Origin of the sequence: Achromobacter spanius (assembly GCF_002812705.1) — a bacterium.
Classification (GTDB): Bacteria; Pseudomonadota; Gammaproteobacteria; order Burkholderiales; family Burkholderiaceae_B; genus Achromobacter; species Achromobacter spanius.
Map to the genome: position 1 here is coordinate 2,472,896 of NZ_CP025030.1, position 20,062 is coordinate 2,492,957.

General features: G+C 64.4%; 19 protein-coding genes. 9 read left to right on the forward strand and 10 right to left on the reverse strand.

Annotated features, from left to right (window positions below; genetic code table 11):
• Positions 1-12 precede the first annotated feature (12 nt).
• Positions 13-498, forward strand: coding sequence for a DUF6644 family protein (locus CVS48_RS11260; RefSeq protein WP_100854523.1), 486 nt, complete (start codon positions 13-15; stop codon positions 496-498).
• Positions 499-527: 29 nt separating this feature from the next.
• Here the strand turns inward: CVS48_RS11260 and CVS48_RS11265 are convergent, their stop codons facing one another.
• Entirely contained in the window at positions 528-1,439 is a 912-nt protein-coding gene (locus CVS48_RS11265; RefSeq protein ID WP_100854524.1) for a LysR family transcriptional regulator, read from the reverse strand.
• A 102-nt stretch (positions 1,440-1,541) separates the two neighbouring features.
• On the opposite strand from CVS48_RS11265, the gene CVS48_RS11270 reads away from it, so the two are divergent.
• Together CVS48_RS11270 and CVS48_RS11275 are read left to right on the forward strand one after the other, a co-directional pair.
• Positions 1,542-1,868 carry a nuclear transport factor 2 family protein gene (locus CVS48_RS11270; RefSeq protein ID WP_100854525.1) on the forward strand — a complete coding sequence of 109 codons (327 nt, stop codon included), beginning with the start codon at positions 1,542-1,544 and terminating at the stop codon, positions 1,866-1,868.
• The gene (locus CVS48_RS11275) at positions 1,865-2,647 is read left to right on the forward strand and encodes an SDR family oxidoreductase (protein ID WP_100854526.1); all 783 of its coding nucleotides are present in this window, start codon (positions 1,865-1,867) and stop codon (positions 2,645-2,647) included. Before CVS48_RS11270 ends, CVS48_RS11275 begins: the two co-directional genes overlap by 4 nt.
• Before the next feature lie 37 nt (positions 2,648-2,684).
• On the opposite strand, the gene sorU is transcribed toward CVS48_RS11275, so the two are convergent.
• The 6 genes from sorU to CVS48_RS11305 all read right to left on the reverse strand — a co-directional run bounded on the left by sorU (position 2,685) and on the right by CVS48_RS11305 (position 8,228).
• Positions 2,685-3,059, reverse strand: coding sequence for a SorU family sulfite dehydrogenase c-type cytochrome subunit (gene sorU, locus CVS48_RS11280; protein WP_100854527.1), 375 nt, complete (start codon positions 3,057-3,059; stop codon positions 2,685-2,687).
• 13 nt (positions 3,060-3,072) lie between these two features.
• Positions 3,073-4,311 (reverse strand): SorT family sulfite dehydrogenase catalytic subunit, encoded by a 1,239-nt coding sequence (gene sorT, locus CVS48_RS11285; protein ID WP_100854528.1) that lies wholly within the window; start codon positions 4,309-4,311, stop codon positions 3,073-3,075.
• 256 nt (positions 4,312-4,567) lie between these two features.
• The gene (locus CVS48_RS11290; protein ID WP_100854529.1) at positions 4,568-5,614 is read right to left on the reverse strand and encodes an alpha/beta fold hydrolase; all 1,047 of its coding nucleotides are present in this window, start codon (positions 5,612-5,614) and stop codon (positions 4,568-4,570) included.
• A gap of 199 nt (positions 5,615-5,813) precedes the next feature.
• Positions 5,814-6,761: a sensor domain-containing diguanylate cyclase gene (locus tag CVS48_RS11295; protein ID WP_100854530.1), complete on the reverse strand. Its 948-nt coding sequence runs from the start codon at positions 6,759-6,761 to the stop codon at positions 5,814-5,816.
• A gap of 17 nt (positions 6,762-6,778) precedes the next feature.
• Complete coding sequence (locus CVS48_RS11300; RefSeq protein ID WP_100854531.1) at positions 6,779-7,150, reverse strand: hypothetical protein; 372 nt, start codon at positions 7,148-7,150, stop codon at positions 6,779-6,781.
• Positions 7,151-7,493: 343 nt separating this feature from the next.
• Positions 7,494-8,228 carry a PAS domain S-box protein gene (locus CVS48_RS11305; protein WP_100854532.1) on the reverse strand — a complete coding sequence of 245 codons (735 nt, stop codon included), beginning with the start codon at positions 8,226-8,228 and terminating at the stop codon, positions 7,494-7,496.
• A 331-nt stretch (positions 8,229-8,559) separates the two neighbouring features.
• Here CVS48_RS11305 and CVS48_RS11310 point away from each other — a divergent pair, with 331 nt between their 5' ends.
• On the forward strand, positions 8,560-11,661 hold the full coding sequence (locus CVS48_RS11310) for an autotransporter outer membrane beta-barrel domain-containing protein (protein ID WP_167400975.1): 3,102 nt from the start codon (positions 8,560-8,562) through the stop codon (positions 11,659-11,661).
• Between the two features lie 8 nt (positions 11,662-11,669).
• Here CVS48_RS11310 and CVS48_RS11315 read toward each other — a convergent pair whose 3' ends face one another.
• Positions 11,670-12,620, reverse strand: a complete 951-nt coding sequence (locus CVS48_RS11315) for a LysR family transcriptional regulator (protein ID WP_100857602.1) — start codon at positions 12,618-12,620, stop codon at positions 11,670-11,672.
• 90 nt (positions 12,621-12,710) lie between these two features.
• Between CVS48_RS11315 and CVS48_RS11320 the strand changes: the two genes are divergently transcribed.
• Genes CVS48_RS11320 through CVS48_RS11330 form a run of 3 tightly spaced genes read left to right on the forward strand, consistent with a single transcriptional unit; the run spans position 12,711 to position 15,996 of the window.
• The gene (locus tag CVS48_RS11320) at positions 12,711-13,958 is read left to right on the forward strand and encodes a CaiB/BaiF CoA transferase family protein (RefSeq protein WP_100854534.1); all 1,248 of its coding nucleotides are present in this window, start codon (positions 12,711-12,713) and stop codon (positions 13,956-13,958) included.
• Positions 13,958-15,022, forward strand: coding sequence for an NADPH:quinone oxidoreductase family protein (locus CVS48_RS11325; protein ID WP_100854535.1), 1,065 nt, complete (start codon positions 13,958-13,960; stop codon positions 15,020-15,022). Before CVS48_RS11320 ends, CVS48_RS11325 begins: the two co-directional genes overlap by 1 nt.
• A complete protein-coding gene (locus tag CVS48_RS11330) occupies positions 14,971-15,996 on the forward strand; it encodes a Bug family tripartite tricarboxylate transporter substrate binding protein (protein WP_100854536.1) in 1,026 nt (341 codons plus the stop codon). Before CVS48_RS11325 ends, CVS48_RS11330 begins: the two co-directional genes overlap by 52 nt.
• Positions 15,997-16,061: 65 nt before the next feature.
• On the opposite strand, the gene CVS48_RS11335 is transcribed toward CVS48_RS11330, so the two are convergent.
• Both CVS48_RS11335 and CVS48_RS11340 read right to left on the reverse strand, forming a co-directional pair.
• Positions 16,062-17,243 (reverse strand): MFS transporter, encoded by a 1,182-nt coding sequence (locus CVS48_RS11335; protein ID WP_100854537.1) that lies wholly within the window; start codon positions 17,241-17,243, stop codon positions 16,062-16,064.
• Positions 17,244-17,450: 207 nt separating this feature from the next.
• Positions 17,451-18,002, reverse strand: coding sequence for a MarR family winged helix-turn-helix transcriptional regulator (locus tag CVS48_RS11340; protein ID WP_100854538.1), 552 nt, complete (start codon positions 18,000-18,002; stop codon positions 17,451-17,453).
• Positions 18,003-18,256: 254 nt separating this feature from the next.
• On the opposite strand from CVS48_RS11340, the gene CVS48_RS11345 reads away from it, so the two are divergent.
• Positions 18,257-19,180, forward strand: a complete 924-nt coding sequence (locus CVS48_RS11345; RefSeq protein ID WP_100854539.1) for a DODA-type extradiol aromatic ring-opening family dioxygenase — start codon at positions 18,257-18,259, stop codon at positions 19,178-19,180.
• A 38-nt stretch (positions 19,181-19,218) separates the two neighbouring features.
• On the forward strand, positions 19,219-20,031 hold the full coding sequence (locus tag CVS48_RS11350; protein WP_100854540.1) for a DODA-type extradiol aromatic ring-opening family dioxygenase: 813 nt from the start codon (positions 19,219-19,221) through the stop codon (positions 20,029-20,031).
• The last annotated feature ends 31 nt before the right edge of the window (positions 20,032-20,062 follow it).

Genomic DNA, 20,062 nt, shown 5'->3' on the forward strand with positions numbered 1-20,062 from the left:
CGGCCCTCAGTCATGCCCGAACTGCTTCGGCTGGCGCTGGAACAGCTTACCGCCTTGCCCCCGGCGCTGTGGCTGCGACGGTCCGGCACGCTATACCTTCTGGTCAACGCCGCCCATATCGGCGCCATCGGGCTGTTGATCGGTTCGATCGTTCCGCTGGACCTGCGCCTGCTCGGCGTCCTCAAGCCCACCTCCTTGGCGCTGCTGGCGCCTGTGCTGGCGCGCACGGCTGCGGTGGGCCTTGCGCTGGCCGTACTGACCGGCGCCACGCTGTTTACCGTGCGTCCGCTGGAATACCTGCAGAACCCGGCATTCGTGGTGAAGATGGGCTTGCTGGGCGCGGGCGCAATCAACGCGTGGCTCGTGCGGCGGGGCAGGGCATGGGGACAGGTATTACAGGGAGACCGCCCGTCCATCGCGCTGCGCTGCCAGGCCGCCGTCTCGCTGCTGCTGTGGACGGGCTGCCTGGTAGCGGGCAGATGGATCGGGTTCTTGTAGCTTGCCCTATTCGATTGCTTTTTCAGGGCCTAGAGCCGATCGAACGGTTTTCGGTCCAACAGGCAGTCGATGAACGCACCAAGGAGGGCGGGTCGATGCTGTCTGTTCGGATAGTAGAGGAACAGCCCTGGGCGCGAAATCGACCAGTCCGCCAGGACCTGGATAAGCCGTCCCTGCGCCAAAAGCTCACCCACGCCATCTAGCTCAAAGTGATAGGCAATGCCGAGCCCGTTCAGCGCAGCGGCAATGCCGATGTCGGCATGATTGGTGACTACGGGGCCGTCCACCGCTACTTCGAGTCGTTGCCCCCGTTTCTCAAACTCCCAGCGATAGTGCCTGCCGTCCATCTGTAGCCGCCAGTTGATGCATGCGTGGTCATGCAACTCGGCGGGTGACTTGGGTATTCCGCGACGCGCGAGGTAGTCCGGGGACGCCACGGCGACCATGTTCAAGTCGGGCGTGAGGCGGACGGCAACCATGTCTTTCTCGAGCCGTCCACCCACGCGGATGCCCGCGTCAAAGCGGCCGACGACGATGTCGGCAAGCGCGTCGTCGACCACGATGTCGAGAACCACGTCAGGGTGTGCCTGATGGAAGCGTGAAAGCCGGGGCGCGATGAGGGTTCGCGCTGCGATCCCCAGCGTGTTGATCCGCAGCGTGCCGCTCATCTGTCCTGTCGCCTCACTGGCTTCTGCGACTGCGGCAGCCATCTCCCGAAACAGCGGAGCGATGCGCTTGTAGAGCAGTTCGCCACTGGCCGATGGCGCGACGCTACGAGTCGTGCGATTCAGAAGGCGAGCGCCGATGCGGCCTTCGAGCTGACGGATGGTCTGGCTGAGTGCCGAAGGCGACAGGCCCAGATGCTCTGCGGCACGGGCAAAGCTCTGGCGCTCCACGACGGCCACGAAGGCCTTCAGTTCAGCGAAGTCGGATCCACGCATTATGTATTGTTTCCTACATGACCTATCAAGATTGTAGGGTATTCACTAAATTCACCTTGGCGCGCATCCTGATGCCTTCACTGACCCCATGGAGCCAACAACATGAACGCCTTGCCCCTTCCTGAGCCCATTGCCGCGTACTTCGCGGCTGAACACAAGCCTGAAGCCTTGGCGCATTGCTTCACGGCGCAGGCCGTCATGAAGGACGACGGTCATACCTACACGGGCATCAACGCCATCAAGGCCTTTATGGCCGAGGCATCGGCCAAGTACAGCGCGACAAGCGTGCCGTTCGCCATTGAGCGCGAGGACGGCTTCCAACTCGTCCGCGCCAACGTCGCCGGCAACTTCCCTGGCAGTCCGGTCGTTCTGTCCTATCGCTTTCGCCTGGAACGCGGCCTGATCGCATCGCTGGAGATCTCGGCATGAGCTTCGACCTTCACCTGAATGGCCTTAGAGCATTGGTGACCGGCGGCACGCTGGGCCTTGGCGCCGCCGTCGTAAAAACCTTTGCGGAGGCCGGCGCTCGGGTGGCGACATCCGCGCGGACTGTGCCTGCGCAGCGTGTGGAGGGGGTCAACTACATCGCTGCCGATCTGTCGACGGCCGTAGGCACGAGTCACCTGGCCCAGACCATCATGCAGGATTGGGGCGGCGTCGACATCTTGATCAACGTGCTCGGCGGGTCGAACACTCCCGGCGGCGGTTTCGCTGCGATCAGTGATGAACACTGGTTAGCCGAATTGAATCTGAACCTCATGCCTGCCGTACGTTTGGATCGTGCGCTGCTGCCGGCGATGCTGGCTCAGGGCTCCGGCGTCATCATTCACGTCAGCTCCATCCAGCGCGTGCTGCCGCTGCCCGAGTCCACGACCGCCTACGCCGCGGCCAAGGGGGCGCTCACGACCTACAGCAAGTCGCTGGCAAGAGAGGTGACGCCGAAGGGCGTTCGCGTGCTGAGCGTTGCGCCGGGCTGGGTCGAGACCGAGGCGTCCGTGGCGTTTGCAGAGCGGATGGCGGCAGACGCCGGAACGGACTACGAGGGAGGCAAGAAAATCGTCATGGATTGGCTGGGAGGAATTCCTGTGGGCCGACCCGCAAAGCCACAGGAGGTTGCCGATCTGATCGCGTTCCTGGCGTCTCCGCGATCTGCTTCGATCGCAGGGTGCGAGTATCGGATCGACGGCGGCACAGTTCCCACTCTGTAGCCAACTTCGCGGTCAATGTGCCGCCAAGGCCTCGGGGCTACTGTGCTGCACCGGTTGCCCTGGCCACATAGTTCGCAAGCGCCTGTACGTCCCCATCGCTTAACGCGTCAAAAGCCGGCATGACGCCGATGCCGTTGCGTACGGCCTGCATGACTCGCTGCGCGTCCGGCTTGAGCTCGTCCAGATTGGGTCCAACGGCCCCCGTGGCGCCGGCGTCGGCCATTGTGTGGCAAACGGCACAGGCCGGCGTTGAGCCCTTCAGGAACAGCGCGCGGCCAGCCTCGGCATCAGCCGGCTCCGCGGCGACGGTCAAGCTGCCTGGTATGCATAACAGGGCCGCCGCCAACAGCGCGAATCCTCGCCACCTGGTAAGGCGGCGCGGTGTTGGCGGTGACACAAAGCTGCGCTGCATCAATCCGCCATGTTCATGACACATTGACTGCCAACCCGTGATCCTGCCAGCTACTGTTGATGTACCCCGGCGCATTGTCAGATCGCTTTTCCACCTGCACATTGCCCTCTGTGTCTTCAACGCGGCTGACCAGTGTGTGCTGTCCCGTTGGAAGATCGACGGGTAGCGCGAACTGTCGCCACGCGTATTTGCCAAGGTCCGGCCCGATAAGCGAAGCCTCTTTCCAGGTTTTGCCGCCGTCTATCGAGACCTCCACCCGCTTGACCGCATGCATGCCCCCGAACGCCACGCCCCGCACGACGGCACGTCCGGCCTTAAGGGCCTGTCCATCCGTGCCAGGCGCGGTGATCCAGGACTTGGGCTCCATGGCCCAAACGGAAGGCTGGTCGGGGCTGGGTTTGGCACCCATCGGGGTCAGCCGATAGCCGGTTTGCTGGATCTTCGCGCGACTTTGCTCGTCAGTGAAGGCAAGGCGCTTGAGGTACTTGACGTTGTTGACGCCGGTATAGCCAGGGACGATCAGCCGCAGCGGGCCGCCGTGAGCCAGCGACAGCGGCTCGTTGTTCATTTCCCAGGCCAGCATGGCATCTTGCATGGCCTCGCGCGGCACCGAGCGCTCGACCAGCAAGGACATGGGATCGAGGCCTTCGGGCAGGACTTCGCCGCCTGTGCCCGTCATGTAGGCGGGCTTACCCTTCAGTCCGCCCAGGTGTTCGACCAAGGTACGCACCGGAATGCCTGACCACATGACGCAGCCGGCCGCGCCCACCTCCCACGGCGTTCCACTGGGTTTGTGCGGAAAAAATCCACGGCCATTGCCCGAGCATTGCAGTACCGTGGCCAGCGTTTCCACGCCCAATGCCTTGAGGTCCCCCACGGTCAGGGTGCGCGGTTGCTCCACGCCGGCAATCTCGACGGTCCAGGCATCGCGGTCATCCAGGATGGACGCGGCGGGCGGCGGAAGGTTGTTGCGTACGTAGAGTTGGCGTGATGGCGTGATGATCCCGTCACCAAAGGCGCTGCGCTTGGTTTCGATCGTGTTGGCGCTATGCACGATGACGCTGTCGGCGTCTTTCCATGCCGCGTAGGGGGGCAAAGGCTTTGCCGCGGGGGCGGCTTTGGTCGCGGTGGGGTTGGCGACTGCGTCCGTGGCGCAGACGACACCTGTGGCGCCCAGGCCAACGGCGGCAAGAGCACCGGCGCTGCCGGCCAACATGCGGCGTCGGGCAAGATTTGGGGGAAGTGTCTCCATGGCATGCCTCTCTGGTTGTCGCGCCTTTGACAACCCGGCGCTGTGTTCTACCGATGGCGGCCCGGCGAAGCGGGCCATCTGCATCATCGACACTGCGTTTTTTTATGTCAAGGGGTTTTAAAGGGCGATGGATTCCGCACTTTTTTGGCATAAGCGTTTTGGATGACCAAGCCGGCGCGGCCGCTGGAAAGTGCACGCCAGCGTGGCCCCAAAAAAAACGCGGCGCGGCTAGCCCCAAGCCCACGCCCGCGCGCACTTACCCCTTGGTCGGCACCGGCCGCCGCAGCGCGTCGATCAGCGCCGCATTGAAGCGCGCCGGATCCTGCACCTGCGGCGAATGTCCCAGTTCGGGCCACATCACCAGCGTGGCCCCCGGGATTGCGCGAGCGGTCTTCGGGCCCAGCTCGGCGTAATTGCCCAGGCGCTTGGCGATTTCGGGGGGCGCTGCGTCCTTGCCGGGCGCCGTATTGTCCTGCTTGCCGATCAACAGCGTGGTGGGCACGGCGATCTGGCCGAATTCATGCACGACCGGCTGCGTGTAGATCATGTCGTAGGTAAGCGCCTGGTTCCAGGCCACGCGCTTCCGTCCTTCCCCCTGCAGCATGCCTGCGGCCATCAGCACCCATTTGTCGTAGTCGTCACGCCACTGCCCCGCGTAGTACGTGCCTTGCTGATACTTCTTCATGCCGGCAAAGTTGGCCTTGAGTTCGCGCGCGTACCAGTCGTCGATGCTGCGGTAGGGCACGCCTTCGTGCTTCCAGTCTTCCAGCCCGATCGGATTCACAAGCACCAGCGCATCGGTAGTCGCGCCGTACAACAGCGCATAGCGCGCCGCCAGCATGCCGCCCATCGAATGCCCGACCACGCTGGCGCGTTCCACGCCCAGGTGCGTCAGCAGGGCCTGGGTATTGGCCGCAAGCTGGTGAAGCGAAAACTGATAGCTCGCCGGTTTGTCGGATTTGCAGAAGCCGATCTGGTCGGGCACCACGACCCGATAGCCTGCCTGGCTCAACGCGGCGATCGTGGCGTCCCAGGTGGCGCCGCAGAAGTTCTTGCCGTGCATGAGCACGACGGTTCGGCCGTTCGCCTGCGCGGGCTTTACATCCATGTAGGCCATCGACAGCGTCTGGCCCTGTGACGTCAGGGTGTGGCGATGGACTTCGTGCGGATACTCGAAGCGTTCAAGATTGGGGCCGTAGTCGGGCACCTTGGGGGCATCGGCCGCGAGGGCCGCGCCGGCGCCGCCCGCCAGCAACAGGCTGGCGCACCATGTGGCTAGCCGTGTATGTCGGATTCGTGTCATGCAATCACTCCCGTTATGGCGCCGGCCCGCTGCCGGCGCTATAGAAGAGTGACCCTGCGCGACGGGGCGAGGTTCCGTGACGGGCTTGATTTGTCAGCAAGAAGAGCCACGGTTCGCCGTGATCTTGCCCGGTTCAATCACCAACTTTTCAGCGTGTGAGCCATCCGCCAGGATGGCTCCGCTTATTCGTTGAGCCCGCTTACGGCCGCCATTGCACGTGCTCAACGCGGTCGCGCCCGTTGCGCTTGGCTGCATATAGCTGTTGGTCCACGGCCTTGATGAAGTCGGCTCGTTCCGCTTTTCCCTCAAGCACCACCGTGCCCGCGCCGATGCTGACGGTGACGCGTCTGCCATGCGGCGACAGGGCGTGCAGAATGGATTTCTTCTGAAGCAGGCGCTGGCAGCGTTCTGCGACTTTCCGGGCGACTTCGGCGTCGGCCTCGGGCAGCAGCACCACGAATTCCTCGCCGCCGTAGCGCGCAACCAGATCGCGGGGGCCATCCAGCGCCAAGCTGAGCGTCTGGGCAATTTCCACCAAGCAGTTGTCGCCCTGGGTGTGGCCGTACAAATCGTTGTATTGCTTGAAAAAATCCACGTCGAACAGCAATACAGACAAGGGTCGACGTTCGCTTTCCGCGCGCTCCCACTCCAATTCAAAACACCGATCAAAGCGGCGGCGGTTGGCAATATTGGTCAGGCTGTCCTTGAAGGAGAGTACCTCTAGCTCTTTCTGCAAGCTCAGCAGCTTTTCTTCGGTCTTCTTGCGTTCGGTGATGTCGAACATGAAGCCGATCAGCGAATCGACTTCGCCGCTGTCATTGCGCACGACGTGCACCACGTCACGAATCCACACGTAGCCGTTGTCCTTGGTCAGCGCGCGGTAGTCCGCCTCGTGGTCCACGCCGGCCTGGGATTGGGTGACGCAGAAATTCACCACGTATTCGCGGTCCTCGGGATGCATGCGCATGGCCCAGTCTTCCGCGCTTACCCAGCTTTCCGTGCTCCAGCCCAGCAACGCCTCGATCTGAGGGCCGATGTAGGCAAACTTCATCGTGGCCCAATCGATCTTCCAAGGAATTGCCTTGGTTGACTCCAGCAAGGTTCTGTACACGGCGTTGTCATCCAAAGTCGGGCCTGCGTGGGACATGCCAAATCCTTTTTCGGTCAATACGTTTCGCGCGACGTCGAAAAATACGTTCCGCCCTTGCCATCCGGCGTCAATGTCACCCGGAACGGAATCTGTTGATTGCACAGTTGCACAATCCATCGTTCATCGACGCTCCCGTACTGCCGGGACGCGGCGGAACTGCCGGTGCCGACCGGGTTGACCTTCACGACTTCGGTTTGAATCGCGTCGACCTTCTGACAATTCAATTGCGTCTGGGCCTGCATGGAAATGTTCTGGGCGACGTCGGCTTTCAACGTTGCGCCGGCATGCGTGTTGCCGGTGATGGGCGCTTTGGCTTGCGGGGTGGCGCAAGCGGCAAGCACCGCGGCGGATGCGGCAACGATAAGCGCGCGCGAATGGCGTTTCATGATGACTCCCTTGTTGGTCGGCAGAAGGTGTGCGGCGAAATTACGTTGTGGCGTCGGTCGGACGGGGCGAGGATACCGTAGATTTTTTAATCAATTCCACCGTCCAAGGAAGTGTCGACTTCACGCTGACCGATGGTGGCGCATCTTCGTATCCGGGACTTGGTTTTCATGCGCAGCATTTTTGTGTCGATGCTGCGATGGCGCGTATCCGTGAAAAATTGGCCACAAAGCTGGCCGATCATGATGCAGCGCCCGCTACGCCGCGCAGTCGAGACCGTTAATAGCCGGTATCGCAACAGGACTACCTACGAAGTCCGAGCCGACCACATCGAGCTCATAGCCGTTATGCACGCCCGTCAGGAATACCCATAGCCGCCACCTCGCCCCGCCGCCGGCATTCGATCGGGTCGTAGAACCGATACCCCATTCCCCGCACCGTCGCGACCGGTAGCTCGCGGTCGCAGGCTTGTTCTACCTTTCGGCGCAGGCGGCGCATCTGCGTATCCAGGCTGCGCCGGTCGTAGGTCCAGTAGTCCTTCCCAAGCGCTTCCACGATGGCTTTGCGGCTGGCGCCTTGGTCGTGCGCGGCAAGCGTGGCCAGGACGGTGTAGTCCTGGTGGGACAAGGGGATGGGCGACGCGCCGGGAGGCACCAGGCTGGGCGGCGAATCGCAGAGTTGCCAGGGCAAGGGTTGCGGGGGCGCCGGCTTATCTTCCAAAGCGCTGCGCTGGATATGCCGCTCGGTGACGTCCCGGGCGACCGCAACGCGGATCTGCTTGTCTGGATACCAGCGCGCCGACCACATGATGTGGACGACGCGTCCGTCCTTGCGCATGTAACGGTTCTCGAAATCGTATTGCAGCTTGCCGCTCATCAGCCGGCCGACCGCGGCCAGCGTTGCGGGCCGGTCGGCTTTATGGATCAGGTCCATCATCGGGCGCCCCACCATCTCTTCTGGCGTGTAGCCGAAGATCTGTTCGCAAGCGCCGGTCACGTTGAGAAATATGCCCGACTCGTCCACGACGCACACGGCGTCCAAAAGCATGGGCATCAGGTCGGCAGGCGGCGAAGCGGGCATGAGGATCCGTGGTTGGTATCGAAGCACCGGTAGACGCGCACCCGGGTGGGGTCGCGCGGCGCCAAGTTTAACCAGACTTGGTTTTCGTTCGCAGCGTATTTTTTTTTGATGCCGCGGCATCGGAAAATCCAGCGCGTGCGCTCAGCTTTTCTCATTAATCGCGCTCAGTTTTGCTCAGCTTCAGACGCGCGCAAATTTTTATACTCCTCGTCGCCGCGCCGGGATGCGAACGCCCCGGCTGCCCCAAACCTGGAAGCCAAGAATGAAGCTCGTGCGCCTGTCACCCATGATTTCCCATATGCCTTTGCGTCCGCTTTCAGCGGGGATCGCCATGGCGGTTGCGGCCCTTGGCGTGCCATCCGCCGGTGCGGCGCCCATCACCTGGGTCGGTGGTGGAGGCGGAGGGTTCTGGAGCGTCCCCGCGAACTGGGGCGGCACGCTGCCCAGCATGGCGGACGATGTCTATGTCGCAGCCAGCACGGTTCAGCTCGACGGCATGAGCGAAGCGGGCTCGCTGCTGGTAGGCGACACCGCCGCCGGCGCACTGGTGTTTCGGACGGGCGGAAGCCTGACTACCGGCAGCTTCGTGCTGGGCAATGGTGGTGGCTCAAGCGGGTCAGCCGTATTGGGGGGAGTTGGCGCCGGCAACGTCTGGAACTCCATGAACGGCACGATCGCCAAGGGCGTCAACAGCACGGGGTTCGTGACGGTGACGGATCCGGGGAGTCGGCTCGAAGTAGTGGCTAACTTGTTTGTGGGTGAGCTTGGAACCGCTGCGCTGGCCATCAACAATGGGGGCGTGGTGCAGGTAGGCGTTTTGGCAGCGGGGCGTGGCGGGGACGCCTGGGGGGACATCCAGGTGGCGGACGCAGGCTCCACGTTGCAAGCCGGCACCTTGCTGGTTGGCGGCGATGAGTTCGGCCCGGCCAGCACGAGCGCTCGGGGCTCGGTGAGCGTAAAGGCGGGCGCGTCGCTTATCGCCACCGAGATCAGCATTGCGGACTCGGCGCTTTCCACGGGTTCTGTCCAAGTGAGCGGCGCGGGATCGTCGCTGGATTCGGCACTGGCCGTAAAGGTGGGGCATCTTGGCGGCGGCGTGTTTGAACTCAGCGATGCGGGGCGCGTAACCAGCGGCGGTCTGGTCGCCGCCAATAAGGTGGGATCGACAGGCAGCGTCTCGCTGACGGGCGCCGGTTCGTCCTGGACCAGTTCCGGGCCTGTGGAAATCGGCAAAGAGGGCAGCGGCACGCTGCTGATAGGCGACGGCGCGACACTCAGCGGCACATCCGGCTTCGTCGGCATCGGTGCGGGCAGCGTCAGCACGGCCTCGATTGGCGGGGCGGGGGCTTCGTGGATCAACAGCGGGATTTTTGTTGTTGGCGACGCTAACGGCGCGCGGGGCGGCGTGGGTATTTCCAACGGCGGGCAACTCAGCAGCCTGAACGGCACCTTGGGCAGGCGCGCCGGGTCCTATGGCAACGTGACGATTTCGGGCGATGGGGCGAACTGGACGTCGACCGGCCCGGTGACCGTGGGGGATGCAGGCGAAGGACGCCTGCTGCTGATGTTTGGGGGCGCGCTGAACGCGAGTGAGGTCGTGATCGCGAACGCCGCTGGTTCCAAGGGCACGCTGGTCATGGGCACGCCGGCGGATTTTGGCGCGGCGCCAGTCGGTGTGCTGAACGCGCCGGTGCTGCGCTTTGGCGCGGGGGATGGCGAATTGCTGTTCAACTTCGTCGGCCCGGCCCTGACGTATGGCGGCAGCATTCAAGGCAATGGCCGGGTCAACATTCTGTCGGGCGACGTAATCCTGACTGGCACCAGCAGCAACACCGGCTTGACGACGGTGTCGGCAAGCTCGCTGACGGTCAATGGCGCGCTGGCGGGGCCGGTCAGCGTGGGCGCGGGCGCCACGTTGCGTGGGTCGGGTTCGGTGGGGTCGACCACATTGGCCGCCGGGTCGGTGTTGAGCCCCGGCAATTCGATCGGCACATTGACGGTCAATGGCGACCTGACCTTCGCGCCTGGCGCAACCTACCGCGTCGAAGCGGCGCCGGCATCGGCCAACAGCGATCGGGTGGTGGTGAACGGCATTGCGCGCCTGGCCGGTTCGGTGCTGCACGTCGGGCCGGACGGCAACTTTACGCCCAACCTGAGCTACACCATTCTTAGCGCCAATTCGGTGCAGGGCAAGTTCGAGAGTGTGTCGTCGAACTATGCCTTCCTGGATCCCCAGCTTTCCTACAGCGCGACGGACGTGAAGCTGGGCTTGCTGCAGACGCGCACCTTTCCTACGGGCGCCAATACGCCCAACCAGCGCGCCGTGGCCGGCGCCCTGGAAAGCATGGGCGCCGACAGCGCGTTGCGCCAGTACGCGGCGACGTTGGCGGTGGGCCAGACCGAAGACGCCTTCGACAGCCTGTCGGGTGAAGTACACGCCAGCGTGTCCAGCACGCTGCTTCAGGGCGCGGCGCAGGTGCGCGAGACACCCTTGGCCAAGCTGCGCGCGAACCTTCAGGCGACTGCGCGGGCAGGGACGCCCACCGCCGCCGTGGGCGTATCGGATGCCCCGGCTTCAACCGGCGCAATGCCCGTGTCCGGCGCCTTGCCGGCCTGGGCCGAGGTCGTGGGCAATTGGCAGACCATTGATGCAGACGGCAACGCCGCGCAAATCCGCCAGCACGTCGGCGGACTCTTCGTGGGCGCCGATCGTGCCGTGGGCGCGGGCTGGCGCGTTGGCGGCGCACTGGGCTACACCGACAGCAAGGCCCGTGTCGACGAACGGTCTTCACAGGCGGACGTGTCCAGTTACAGCGCGCTGGTCTATGGCGGAAAGTCCTTTGCCGCCGGGCCCGGCGCCTGGCAGTTCCTGGCGGGCGCGGGCTACACGTGGCACGACATCTCCACGCGGCGCTATGCCAACAGTCAAACCGCCGCGTTGACGGCGGACTATGGCGCCAGCACCAGCCAGGTGTTCACGGAATTGGCGTATGCAAGGCAAGTGGGGGAACGCACCACGCTGGAGCCGTTCGTCGGCCTGGCCTGGAGCGACCTGCGCACGCGTGGCTTTGCCGAAAGCGGCGGCGACGCCCCGCTGTCGGGCGAGTCCGGCAGCACGCAGCAAACCTATACAACGTTAGGTCTGCGCGCGGCGCAAGGCTTCGAGGCCGCCGGCCGTCAGGGCAGGGTGTTCGGCACCGTGGGCTGGCGCCACGTGTTCGGCGACGTGAAGCCGGAATCGGTACTGGCGTTTGATGCGGGGCAGCCGTTCACCGTCGCGGGCACGCCCATCGGGCGCGACGCGGCGCTGGTGGAGTTAGGGGCCGAAATGGAGATTGCGCGCACGGCGTCGGTGCGGCTAGGGTATGCCGGACAATATGCCGGCGACAGCCGCGAGCATACGCTCACCGCGAATGTGCGCTGGCAGTTTTAACTGCGCCTTCACGCCGGCTTGCGCGCGGGACGCTGCCTTTCCCAATCCTGCATATGCCGCTCAATATGCTCGCGAATGAAGTCGGCAAGCACGCGGGTCGCCATCGACGGAAAGCGGTTGGGCGCAGTAAGCAGGTAGATGGCGTCGCCGACGCCTTCGGGTTCAAACTCGGGCAGCACTTCAAGCAGTTCCCGGTCGCGCAACTGTTTCCATACCGCGTAGCGGGGCAGCAAGGCCACGCCCAGCCCCGCCAGGACCGCGTCCCGCAGGAACGGATAGTCGCCCGATTGCAGCCTGGGCGTCACGCGCAGGATCAGCGGGTCTCCGTGCTCCTGCTTCAAGCGCAGGTCAAAGCGGCGGCCCAGGGACTGCGGGGCAATCAGATCGCATCGCCCCAAGTGCTCCATCTTCTGCACCGGCTCGGCGTCCGCCAGGAATGCCGGCGACGCGCACAGGCACCATTGGATGCCGCACACACGACGCGCAACATGGTCCTCGGGCGGCGATGAGGTGATCTTCAGCGCCATGTCGACTTCGGCGGAGATCAGGTCTCCGATGCCGTCGTTGATATGCACGCGCAGCGAAATGTCGGGATGCGCGCGCGCGAATTCAAGCAGCACAGGCGCCAGATACAGATGCCCCAGGCCCGTCGGCAGCCGGATGCGCACGTCTCCCCTGACGGCGCCATCCAGGCTATCGATGGCGGCTTGCACCGCGCGCATCTCGTCCAACAGGCGGATGCCGTGCTGATACAGCAACTGGCCGGCCTGCGTCAGCTCGACATGCCGCGTGGTGCGCCGGAAAAGCTGCGCGCCCAGGTCCAGCTCAAGCCGCTTGAGCCGATGCGACATGTTCGATCGCGTCATGCCGCAGCGCACGGCGGCGGCGCTCAGATTGCGCGATTCCACCATTGCCACGAAGAGTCTGACCAGGTTCAGGTCCGGCATATTGTCAATCATCATTCACCATTCAAGGCACAAACAGGTGGATTGTCCAATGATGTCGGCGAGTCTAGCATCGACCGCATTGTCCTAGCCGCTATCGCACCCATGCCGACCACGCCGATCGACCCTACATCCGGCCCGTATTCAGGCCCGCATTCAGGCCCGCATTCAGGCCCATATTCAGGCCTGCGCGTACTGGACCTGAGTCAGGGAATCGCGGGCCCTTACTGCGCCCAGATTCTCTGGGAGCAAGGCGCGGATGTCGTGAAAGTGGAGCCTCCGGACGGTGATTGGGGCCGCCATGTCGGCGTCGTGCGCGACGGTGAAAGCGCGCTGTCGATCGCCTACAACGTGGGCAAGCGCGGCGTATGCGTGGATGCCCGCCAGCCTCGGGGCAAAGCCTTGCTGGCGCAAATGGCGCAACGTGCCGATGTCTTGATCCAGAATTTCCGTCCCGGCGTCGCCGAGCGCATGGGCGTGGGCTACGACAGTCTGGCGGAGCGCTGCCCGGGCCTGGTGTACGTGTCCATCAGCGGCTACGGGCCGGATGGCCCTTGCGCGAACGCGCCGGCGTCGGACTCGGTGATGCAGGCCGACAGCGGGCTGATGTTCGCGAACCAGACGCCCGAGGGCGAGCCGCGCCGGATCGGCCTGCTGATGGCCGACATCGCCACGGCGCTGTATGCCGTCCAAGCCACCAGTGCCGCGCTGTATCAGCAGGCGCGTGGGGGCCGAGGCCAGCACGTGCAGTTGAGCCTGTTCCAGGCCTGCGCCGCATTGCAGGTCAACGACATCCTGGCGTTCGGCATGGCGGGCGCACGCGCGACGGGCGCGGTCAGCGCGCCCAACGGCGTGTTCAGTACGGCGGACGCAAGCCTGTCGGTCCTGGCGCTGAACAACGACCAGTTCGCGCGGCTTTGCCGTGCGCTGGAGCGTACCGACTGGCTGACCGACCCGGCGCTATCCAGCAACGAAGGTCGCATGGCGCAGCGCGAGCGTCTGCATCGCGAACTGGCCGCTCAGCTTGCGGCGCAACCTGCCGCGCACTGGGTCGAGCGCTTCGCGCGCGAAGATGTGTTGCATGCGCGGGTCAGGGACTACGACAGCTTGGCCACGCACCCGCAGGCCGCGCATATCGGCCTGCTGGATTCCCTGGCGCAGCCCGGTGGCGAGCCACTGCCGTTCGCGCGCGTGCCAGGCGCGGCTGCGCGCCGGCCATTGCAAGCCGCGCCCGCGATCGGCCAGCATACGGTTGCCGTGCTGACGGAGTGGGGGGTGCCGCCGTCGGACATTCAGTCCATGCTGGACATGGGCGTGCTGCGCCAAGCGTCATCTGCTCAAGGGGAGTACTGATGCGCGCGCTGATCTGCCATCGCCATGGTCCGGTTGAAGACGTCTTGCCGGGCGACATGCCGGACGCCCCGGCCCCTGGCGCCCACGACGTCACGGTTGCCGTGGAGGTCGCAAGCGTCAGCCACGCAACCAAGCTGCTGATCGAAGGGCGCTATCAAAGCCGGCCGCCCCTGCCATTCGTGCCTGGCACCGAAGCGGCCGGGCGCGTGATTGCTTGCGGGGCGGAAGTCACGCGTCTGAAGCCGGGCGACAAGGTGGTGGCGCTGTCGCGCTGGGGTTGCTACGCGGAACAACTGACCTTGCCCGAGCACACCGTCTATCCCGTGCCGGACGACTTGCCGCTGCTGTCCGCGCTGCCCATTCCCATTTCCTACGGGACGGCCTGGTGCGCCTTGCTGTGGCGCGCCGCCATGCAGCCGGGCGACACGGTGCTGGTGCTGGGGGCCGGGTCTGGCGTCGGCTTGGCGGCGGTGGAGATCGCTTCGTCGTTGGGCGCCTCGGTGCTGGCCTGCGCCAGCACCGAGGCCAAACGCCAGGCCGCGCTGGCGGCGGGCGCCGCGCATGCGTTTGCCGCCGACGAAAATATGGTGCAGGCGGTCAAGGCGGCAAGTGGCGGGCGCGGCGCCGACGTGGTGCTGGATGCCGTGGGGGGTGACGCCTTCGAGCGCAGCGTGCGGGCGGCGGCGGCCAATGCGCGGATGGTCTCGGTGGGCTTCGCCAGTGGCCGCGTGCCCGACGTGCCCCTGAACCTGCTGCTTGTGAAGAACATTGCCCTGCATGGGTTTTTCTTTGGCCGCTACATCGGTTGGACGCCTGCTGACGAACGCATCGTCCACGCGCCCGCCATGCAGCGCACGATGTCCACTTTGTTTGACTGGGCCCGCAGCAAGCGGATCCGGCCAGCTGTAACGGCGGTCTATCCGATCACCGGTCTTGCCGCAGCACTCGCCGCCCTGGAAAGCCGACAAGTCGTCGGCAAGGTGGCGATCACAATAACGACGGAGACAAACCCATGCATGCCATCACCGCCCGACTCGCCCGCAGGGCGAGCCGCTCCCGCGTAGCACTATCCACCCGCAAACTGGCCGCTGCCGCGCTGGCCTCGGGCCTTGCCACCGGCCCATTGACCGCGTTGGCGGCGGACACCGCGTTTCCCACCAAGCCGATCACCATGGTCGTCCCGTACCCGCCGGGCGGCCCGACGGATATCGTGGCGCGCCTGGTGGCTGCGGAAATGTCCAAGACCATCGGACAGAACATCATCGTTGACAACAAGCCGGGCGCAAGCGGCATGATCGGCGCGGATCTCGTGGCGCGCGCCGCGCCGGATGGCTATACCTTTCTGGCCAACGCATCGTTGCACGTGATCAATCCGTATATCTACAAGTCCATGCGCTACGACGCCTTCAAGGATTTCGCGCCCATCACTCAGTTGGCCGACGTGCCCTTGGTGCTGGTGGTGCCGCAGACGGGCAAGGTTCGTACCGTTAAGGAATTAATCGCGCAGGGCAAGACGCAGCCGCTTAATTTCGGATCGGCCGGCTCTGCATCGGCGCAGCAGCTTGCAGGAGAGTCCTTCAAGGTGCGCTCCGGTCTGACAATGCAGCACGTGCCCTACAAGGGCAGCGCGCCGGCATTGACGGATCTGGTGGGCGGACAGATCCAGCTGATGTTTGATTCGATGCCTTCGGCCATGCCGTTCATCAAGTCCGGCAAGCTGCGCGCGGTGGCGGTCACGACCGCGCGGCGGGTGGATGAGCTTCCCGACGTGCCGACCATGGCGGAATCCGGCTTTCCGGGCTTTGATATCAGCACCTGGTATGGCCTGTGGGCGCCCAAGGGTACGCCGCCCGAGATCGTGGCCAAGCTGGCCGACCATGCCGCGCGAGCACTCAAGCAGCCCAACGTCGTGACGCAGTACACGGCGCTTGGCGCCAAGCCGGTGGGTTCGGACCCCGCCACGTTCACGCGCTTCAATGTCTCCGAGGGACAAAAGTGGCGCGACATCGTGACGGCGGCGCAGATAACACCGCAATAGTTGAGACCTTTGATAGCCGTCGAGAATGATGGCTTTTCTTGGGGGCGCTCGCCGCGCGCAGGCCTTCAAGCCTGCGCGCGGCGAGGCAGCCAGCGCCAGAACACGCCCGCCGCCACCAGGCCCAGCGTGCCCACGCCGAATGATGCGCCGCCCAGCGACACCAGGGCGGTCAGCGCCGACAGCGCCACCGGGCCGCCGCTTGCGCCCAGGTCGGCCATGAAGCGCCAGATGCCGAGGAACTGGGTGCGTGCGCCCGGGGGCGCGGCGTCGGCGCCCAGCGTCATTACGATGCCTGACCCGATGCCGTTGCCGAAGCCCAGCAGCGCCGACACCAGGATGAAGCTCGCCACGCCGCCGGTGAGCGGAATCGCCATCAGGCTCAGCCCCATCAGCAGCGTGCACGGCAGCGCCACCCACAGGCGGCCGCGCTGGTCCATGACCTTGCCCGCCGGATAGAACACCGACATGTCGACCGCGGCCACCAGCCCGTACACGAGTGACGTGGTGGTAGCGTCCAGGCCCAGGTGATCTGCCCACAGCGGAATCACCACCTGGCGCGAGGCGCGCAGTGCGCTGATCAGCATCACGCCCACGCCCAGCGTGGCGTACACACCGCGATGGTCGCGCGCGACCTCGCCGATGCGAGCACGGGGCGCACCCGCCTTCTTGCCACCCGAGGGCTCGATGTCGGGCGCCTTGATGGCGATGAAGCCCGCGCCGAACATGGCGCAGATGGCAATCCAGTATGCGCCTTCCAGCCCCACGAAATGAATGAGCGCCGCGCCCGCGAAGGGGCCGATGAAGGTGCCGATGCGCGTCGTGCCGCCCAGCGTGGACAGGGCGCGTGCCCGGTACGTTATTGGTACGACCTCGATCATGTAGCTCTGGCGCGCCAACTGAAACACCGACTGGGCGCACCCCTGCATCAGCATGGCCAGCGCCAGCACCCAGAGATTGGGGACGGTGATGACGAGCAGCAGGCCGATCATGCTCAGCAGGGCGGCGCCGGCCATGGCGCGCTTCTCGCCGAAGCGCTCGGTGATCAGTGCGGATGGAATGTTGGAGAGCAGCGAGCCGACCCCGATCAGGGCGGCGATCAGCCCGGCGGTGGCCAGCGATGCGCCCTGGTCGCGCGCGGTGAGCGCGATGACGGGAAGAATGGCGCCGTTGCTGATGCCGTACAGCAGCGACGGGCCGAACGCCGGCACGGCGATCTGCCTGAGATTGAACGAATTGGGTTGCGACATGACGGGACTATGAGAGCAAGGCTGCCTGCCGGCCGCCATGCCTGTGCGCGTGGGGCCGGTCCGGCGGCCATCGGCGCGGGATCCCAAGAGTGTAGCGGGAGCGCCTCGCGCGCGGCTGTCAGCCGGCTGAAAACGATGCGCCGCTTGCCGACCGTTCGGCGGGGCGCGTCAAGGCAGACAGGCGGGCGGACGCCCGACGTTTATTCGTCAATCAGCTTGGAGATCCGGTTTTGGCGCGTCCGCCTCATTGCCGTACTCGGCGATCAGGCGCAGACATTTGACGAACAGGCCGCGGTATTCCTCGGGCAGGCGAGCAAGCAGTTGGTCTTCCACCACCACATCGCGCGGCATCACTCTGCATAGCAGGTCCAGCCCGGCCGGCGCCACGTAAAGCTGGTAGGCGCGGGCATCCGTCGGCGACGGCCTGCGCTCTATCAGCCCGCCGCCATGCATGCGTCTTACCATCTCGGCGACCGTGTTGCGGTCCATCGCCAAGCGTTCCGCCAAGGAGTTCTGGCTAAGCCCCGGCTCTTGATAAAGCAGGACCAAGGCGGCTTTCTGCCTGGGCGTTACGCCTTCGCCCGCAAACGTCGTGGCGAAGATCTCTTCGGCCTTGAAGTGAGCGCGTCGCAAGAGATGCGACGGTACATCTTCAAGCCGGAAATTCCGCAGCAATGCGTCGACTTCCGCCACGGCGGGTGAGGGCGAAGTCGGGGCGGACTTGGATGTGGTGGGCTTGGAGGAAGGTGAACGGGCCATTGTGATCGGAGTGTTTTACGGTAGATGGAGATATTAAGATGGGTCCCCGCGTAGTTACAATAGCATGTATACGTACAAGATAAGAGCTTGGGTCGTAAGGGCTCGTACCGTTTTAAGCAAATATTTATAGGGTTATTACTCGTTTCATGGCTTGGTGCTCCGCCCTAATATAGTACGCATACGTCTCATAAAGCCCGTTCCGCCGGTTGCTGTGGTGGGAGTTGAGTTTCAACTGTCAATCAAGGAGCTTCACCATGAGTGAAGGAGTGATTCTTTCCGGCTTCCTGGCGCCGCATCCCCCGCACCTGGTCTACGGCGAAAACCCACCCCAGAACGAGCCTCGGTCCGAAGGCGGCTGGGAGCCGCTGCGCTGGGCGTATGAGCAGGCACGCGAGAGCATTGAACGCATGAAGCCTGACGTGCTGCTGGTGCATTCCCCGCATTGGATTACGCAGGTGGGGCATCACTTTCTGGGCGTGCCACGGCTTAGCGGGCGGTCGGTCGACCCTATCTTCCCCAACATATTCCGCTATGACTTCGGCATGGACGTGGACGTTGAACTGGCCGAGGCCTGCTGCGCAGAGGCCGCCAATCTAGGCCTGGTCAGCAAGATGATGCGCAATCCGAAGTTCCGGCCCGACTACGGAACGATCACCACGCTGCACATGATCCGGCCGCAATGGGACATTCCTGTGGTGGGCATATCCGCCAACAACACGCCATATTTCCTGAACACCCAGGAAGGCCAGGGCGAGATGGACCTTCTGGGCCGCGCCACGCGGGAAGCAATCCGCAAGACCGGACGCCGCGCCGTCCTGCTGGCCAGCAACACCTTGTCCCACTGGCATTTTCATGAAGAACCCGAGCTGCCCGAGGACATGACCAAGGAACATCCCGAGCGCTACGACGGCTACAAGTGGGATGTGCGCATGATCAACCTGATGCGGCAGGGACGCATGAAAGAAACCTTCCAGCTTCTGCCCCAGTTCATTGATGAAGCCTTCGCCGAAGTGAAGTCTGGCGCCTTCACCTGGATGCACGCCGCGATGGGCTATCCCGAACTTGCCGGCCGCTTGCATGGCTACGGCACCGTCATCAGTACCGGCAACGCGGTGATCGAATGGAACCTTCAGGAAGCGGGCCTTTCAAGCCTGGCGCCGGCAACCCAAGCAGCCTGATAGCGCCGTTTGGAAATAAAAAGGAAAGGGGAAAGCCCATGAGCATCGTATCCGCGTTTCTTGTACCTGGCAGCCCGCTGCCGCAACTGCGTCCCGACGTAGCGCCGTGGGGCCGCCTTCGAGACGCCCTGGCGCAGGCCGGGAAATCGCTGGCCGAGTCCAAACCTGATTGCGTGCTGGTCTATTCCACGCAATGGTTTGCCGTGCTGGACCAGTTGTGGATCACGCGGGCGCGCAGTACCGGACTGCATGTGGATGAAAACTGGCATGAGTTCGGCGAGCAGCCGTTCGACATCTATTCGGACTCAGCCCTGGCGCAACGCTGTGTGCAGGCGTGCAACGAAGCGGGCATCAAGACGCGAGGTGTCGACTATGACCAGTTCCCGATCGACACCGGCACCATTACCGCGACCACCCTGATGAGCTTCGGCTCATCGGCGCTGCCGGTCGTCATCGCCGCAAACAATCTTTATCACAGCGCCGAGCAGACCGAGCAACTGGGGGCCATCGCCGCGGCTGCCTTGCAGGACAAGCGTGTGGCGGTGGTGGGCATTGGCGGCCTGTCCAACAGCATGTTCCGCGACAACATCAACCTTCAGGAAGACCACATTCTTTCGGAAGCCGACGACACGTGGAACCGGCGTGTGCTGGCCCTGATGGAAAGCGGGGATGTGCAAGCGCTGCGCGCAAGCCTGCCCGACTATGCCAAGGAAGCGCATCCGGATATGGGCCTCAAGCAGTTCCATTGGCTGCTTGGCGCGATGGGTGGGAATTTCAAGCAGGCCATCGTGCACGAGTACGCACCGCTGTACGGCAGCGGCGGCGCTGTCGTGGAGTTCAAGCTCCAGTAGCGCCAATCAATAGGGCCTACCAAGCGGGCCC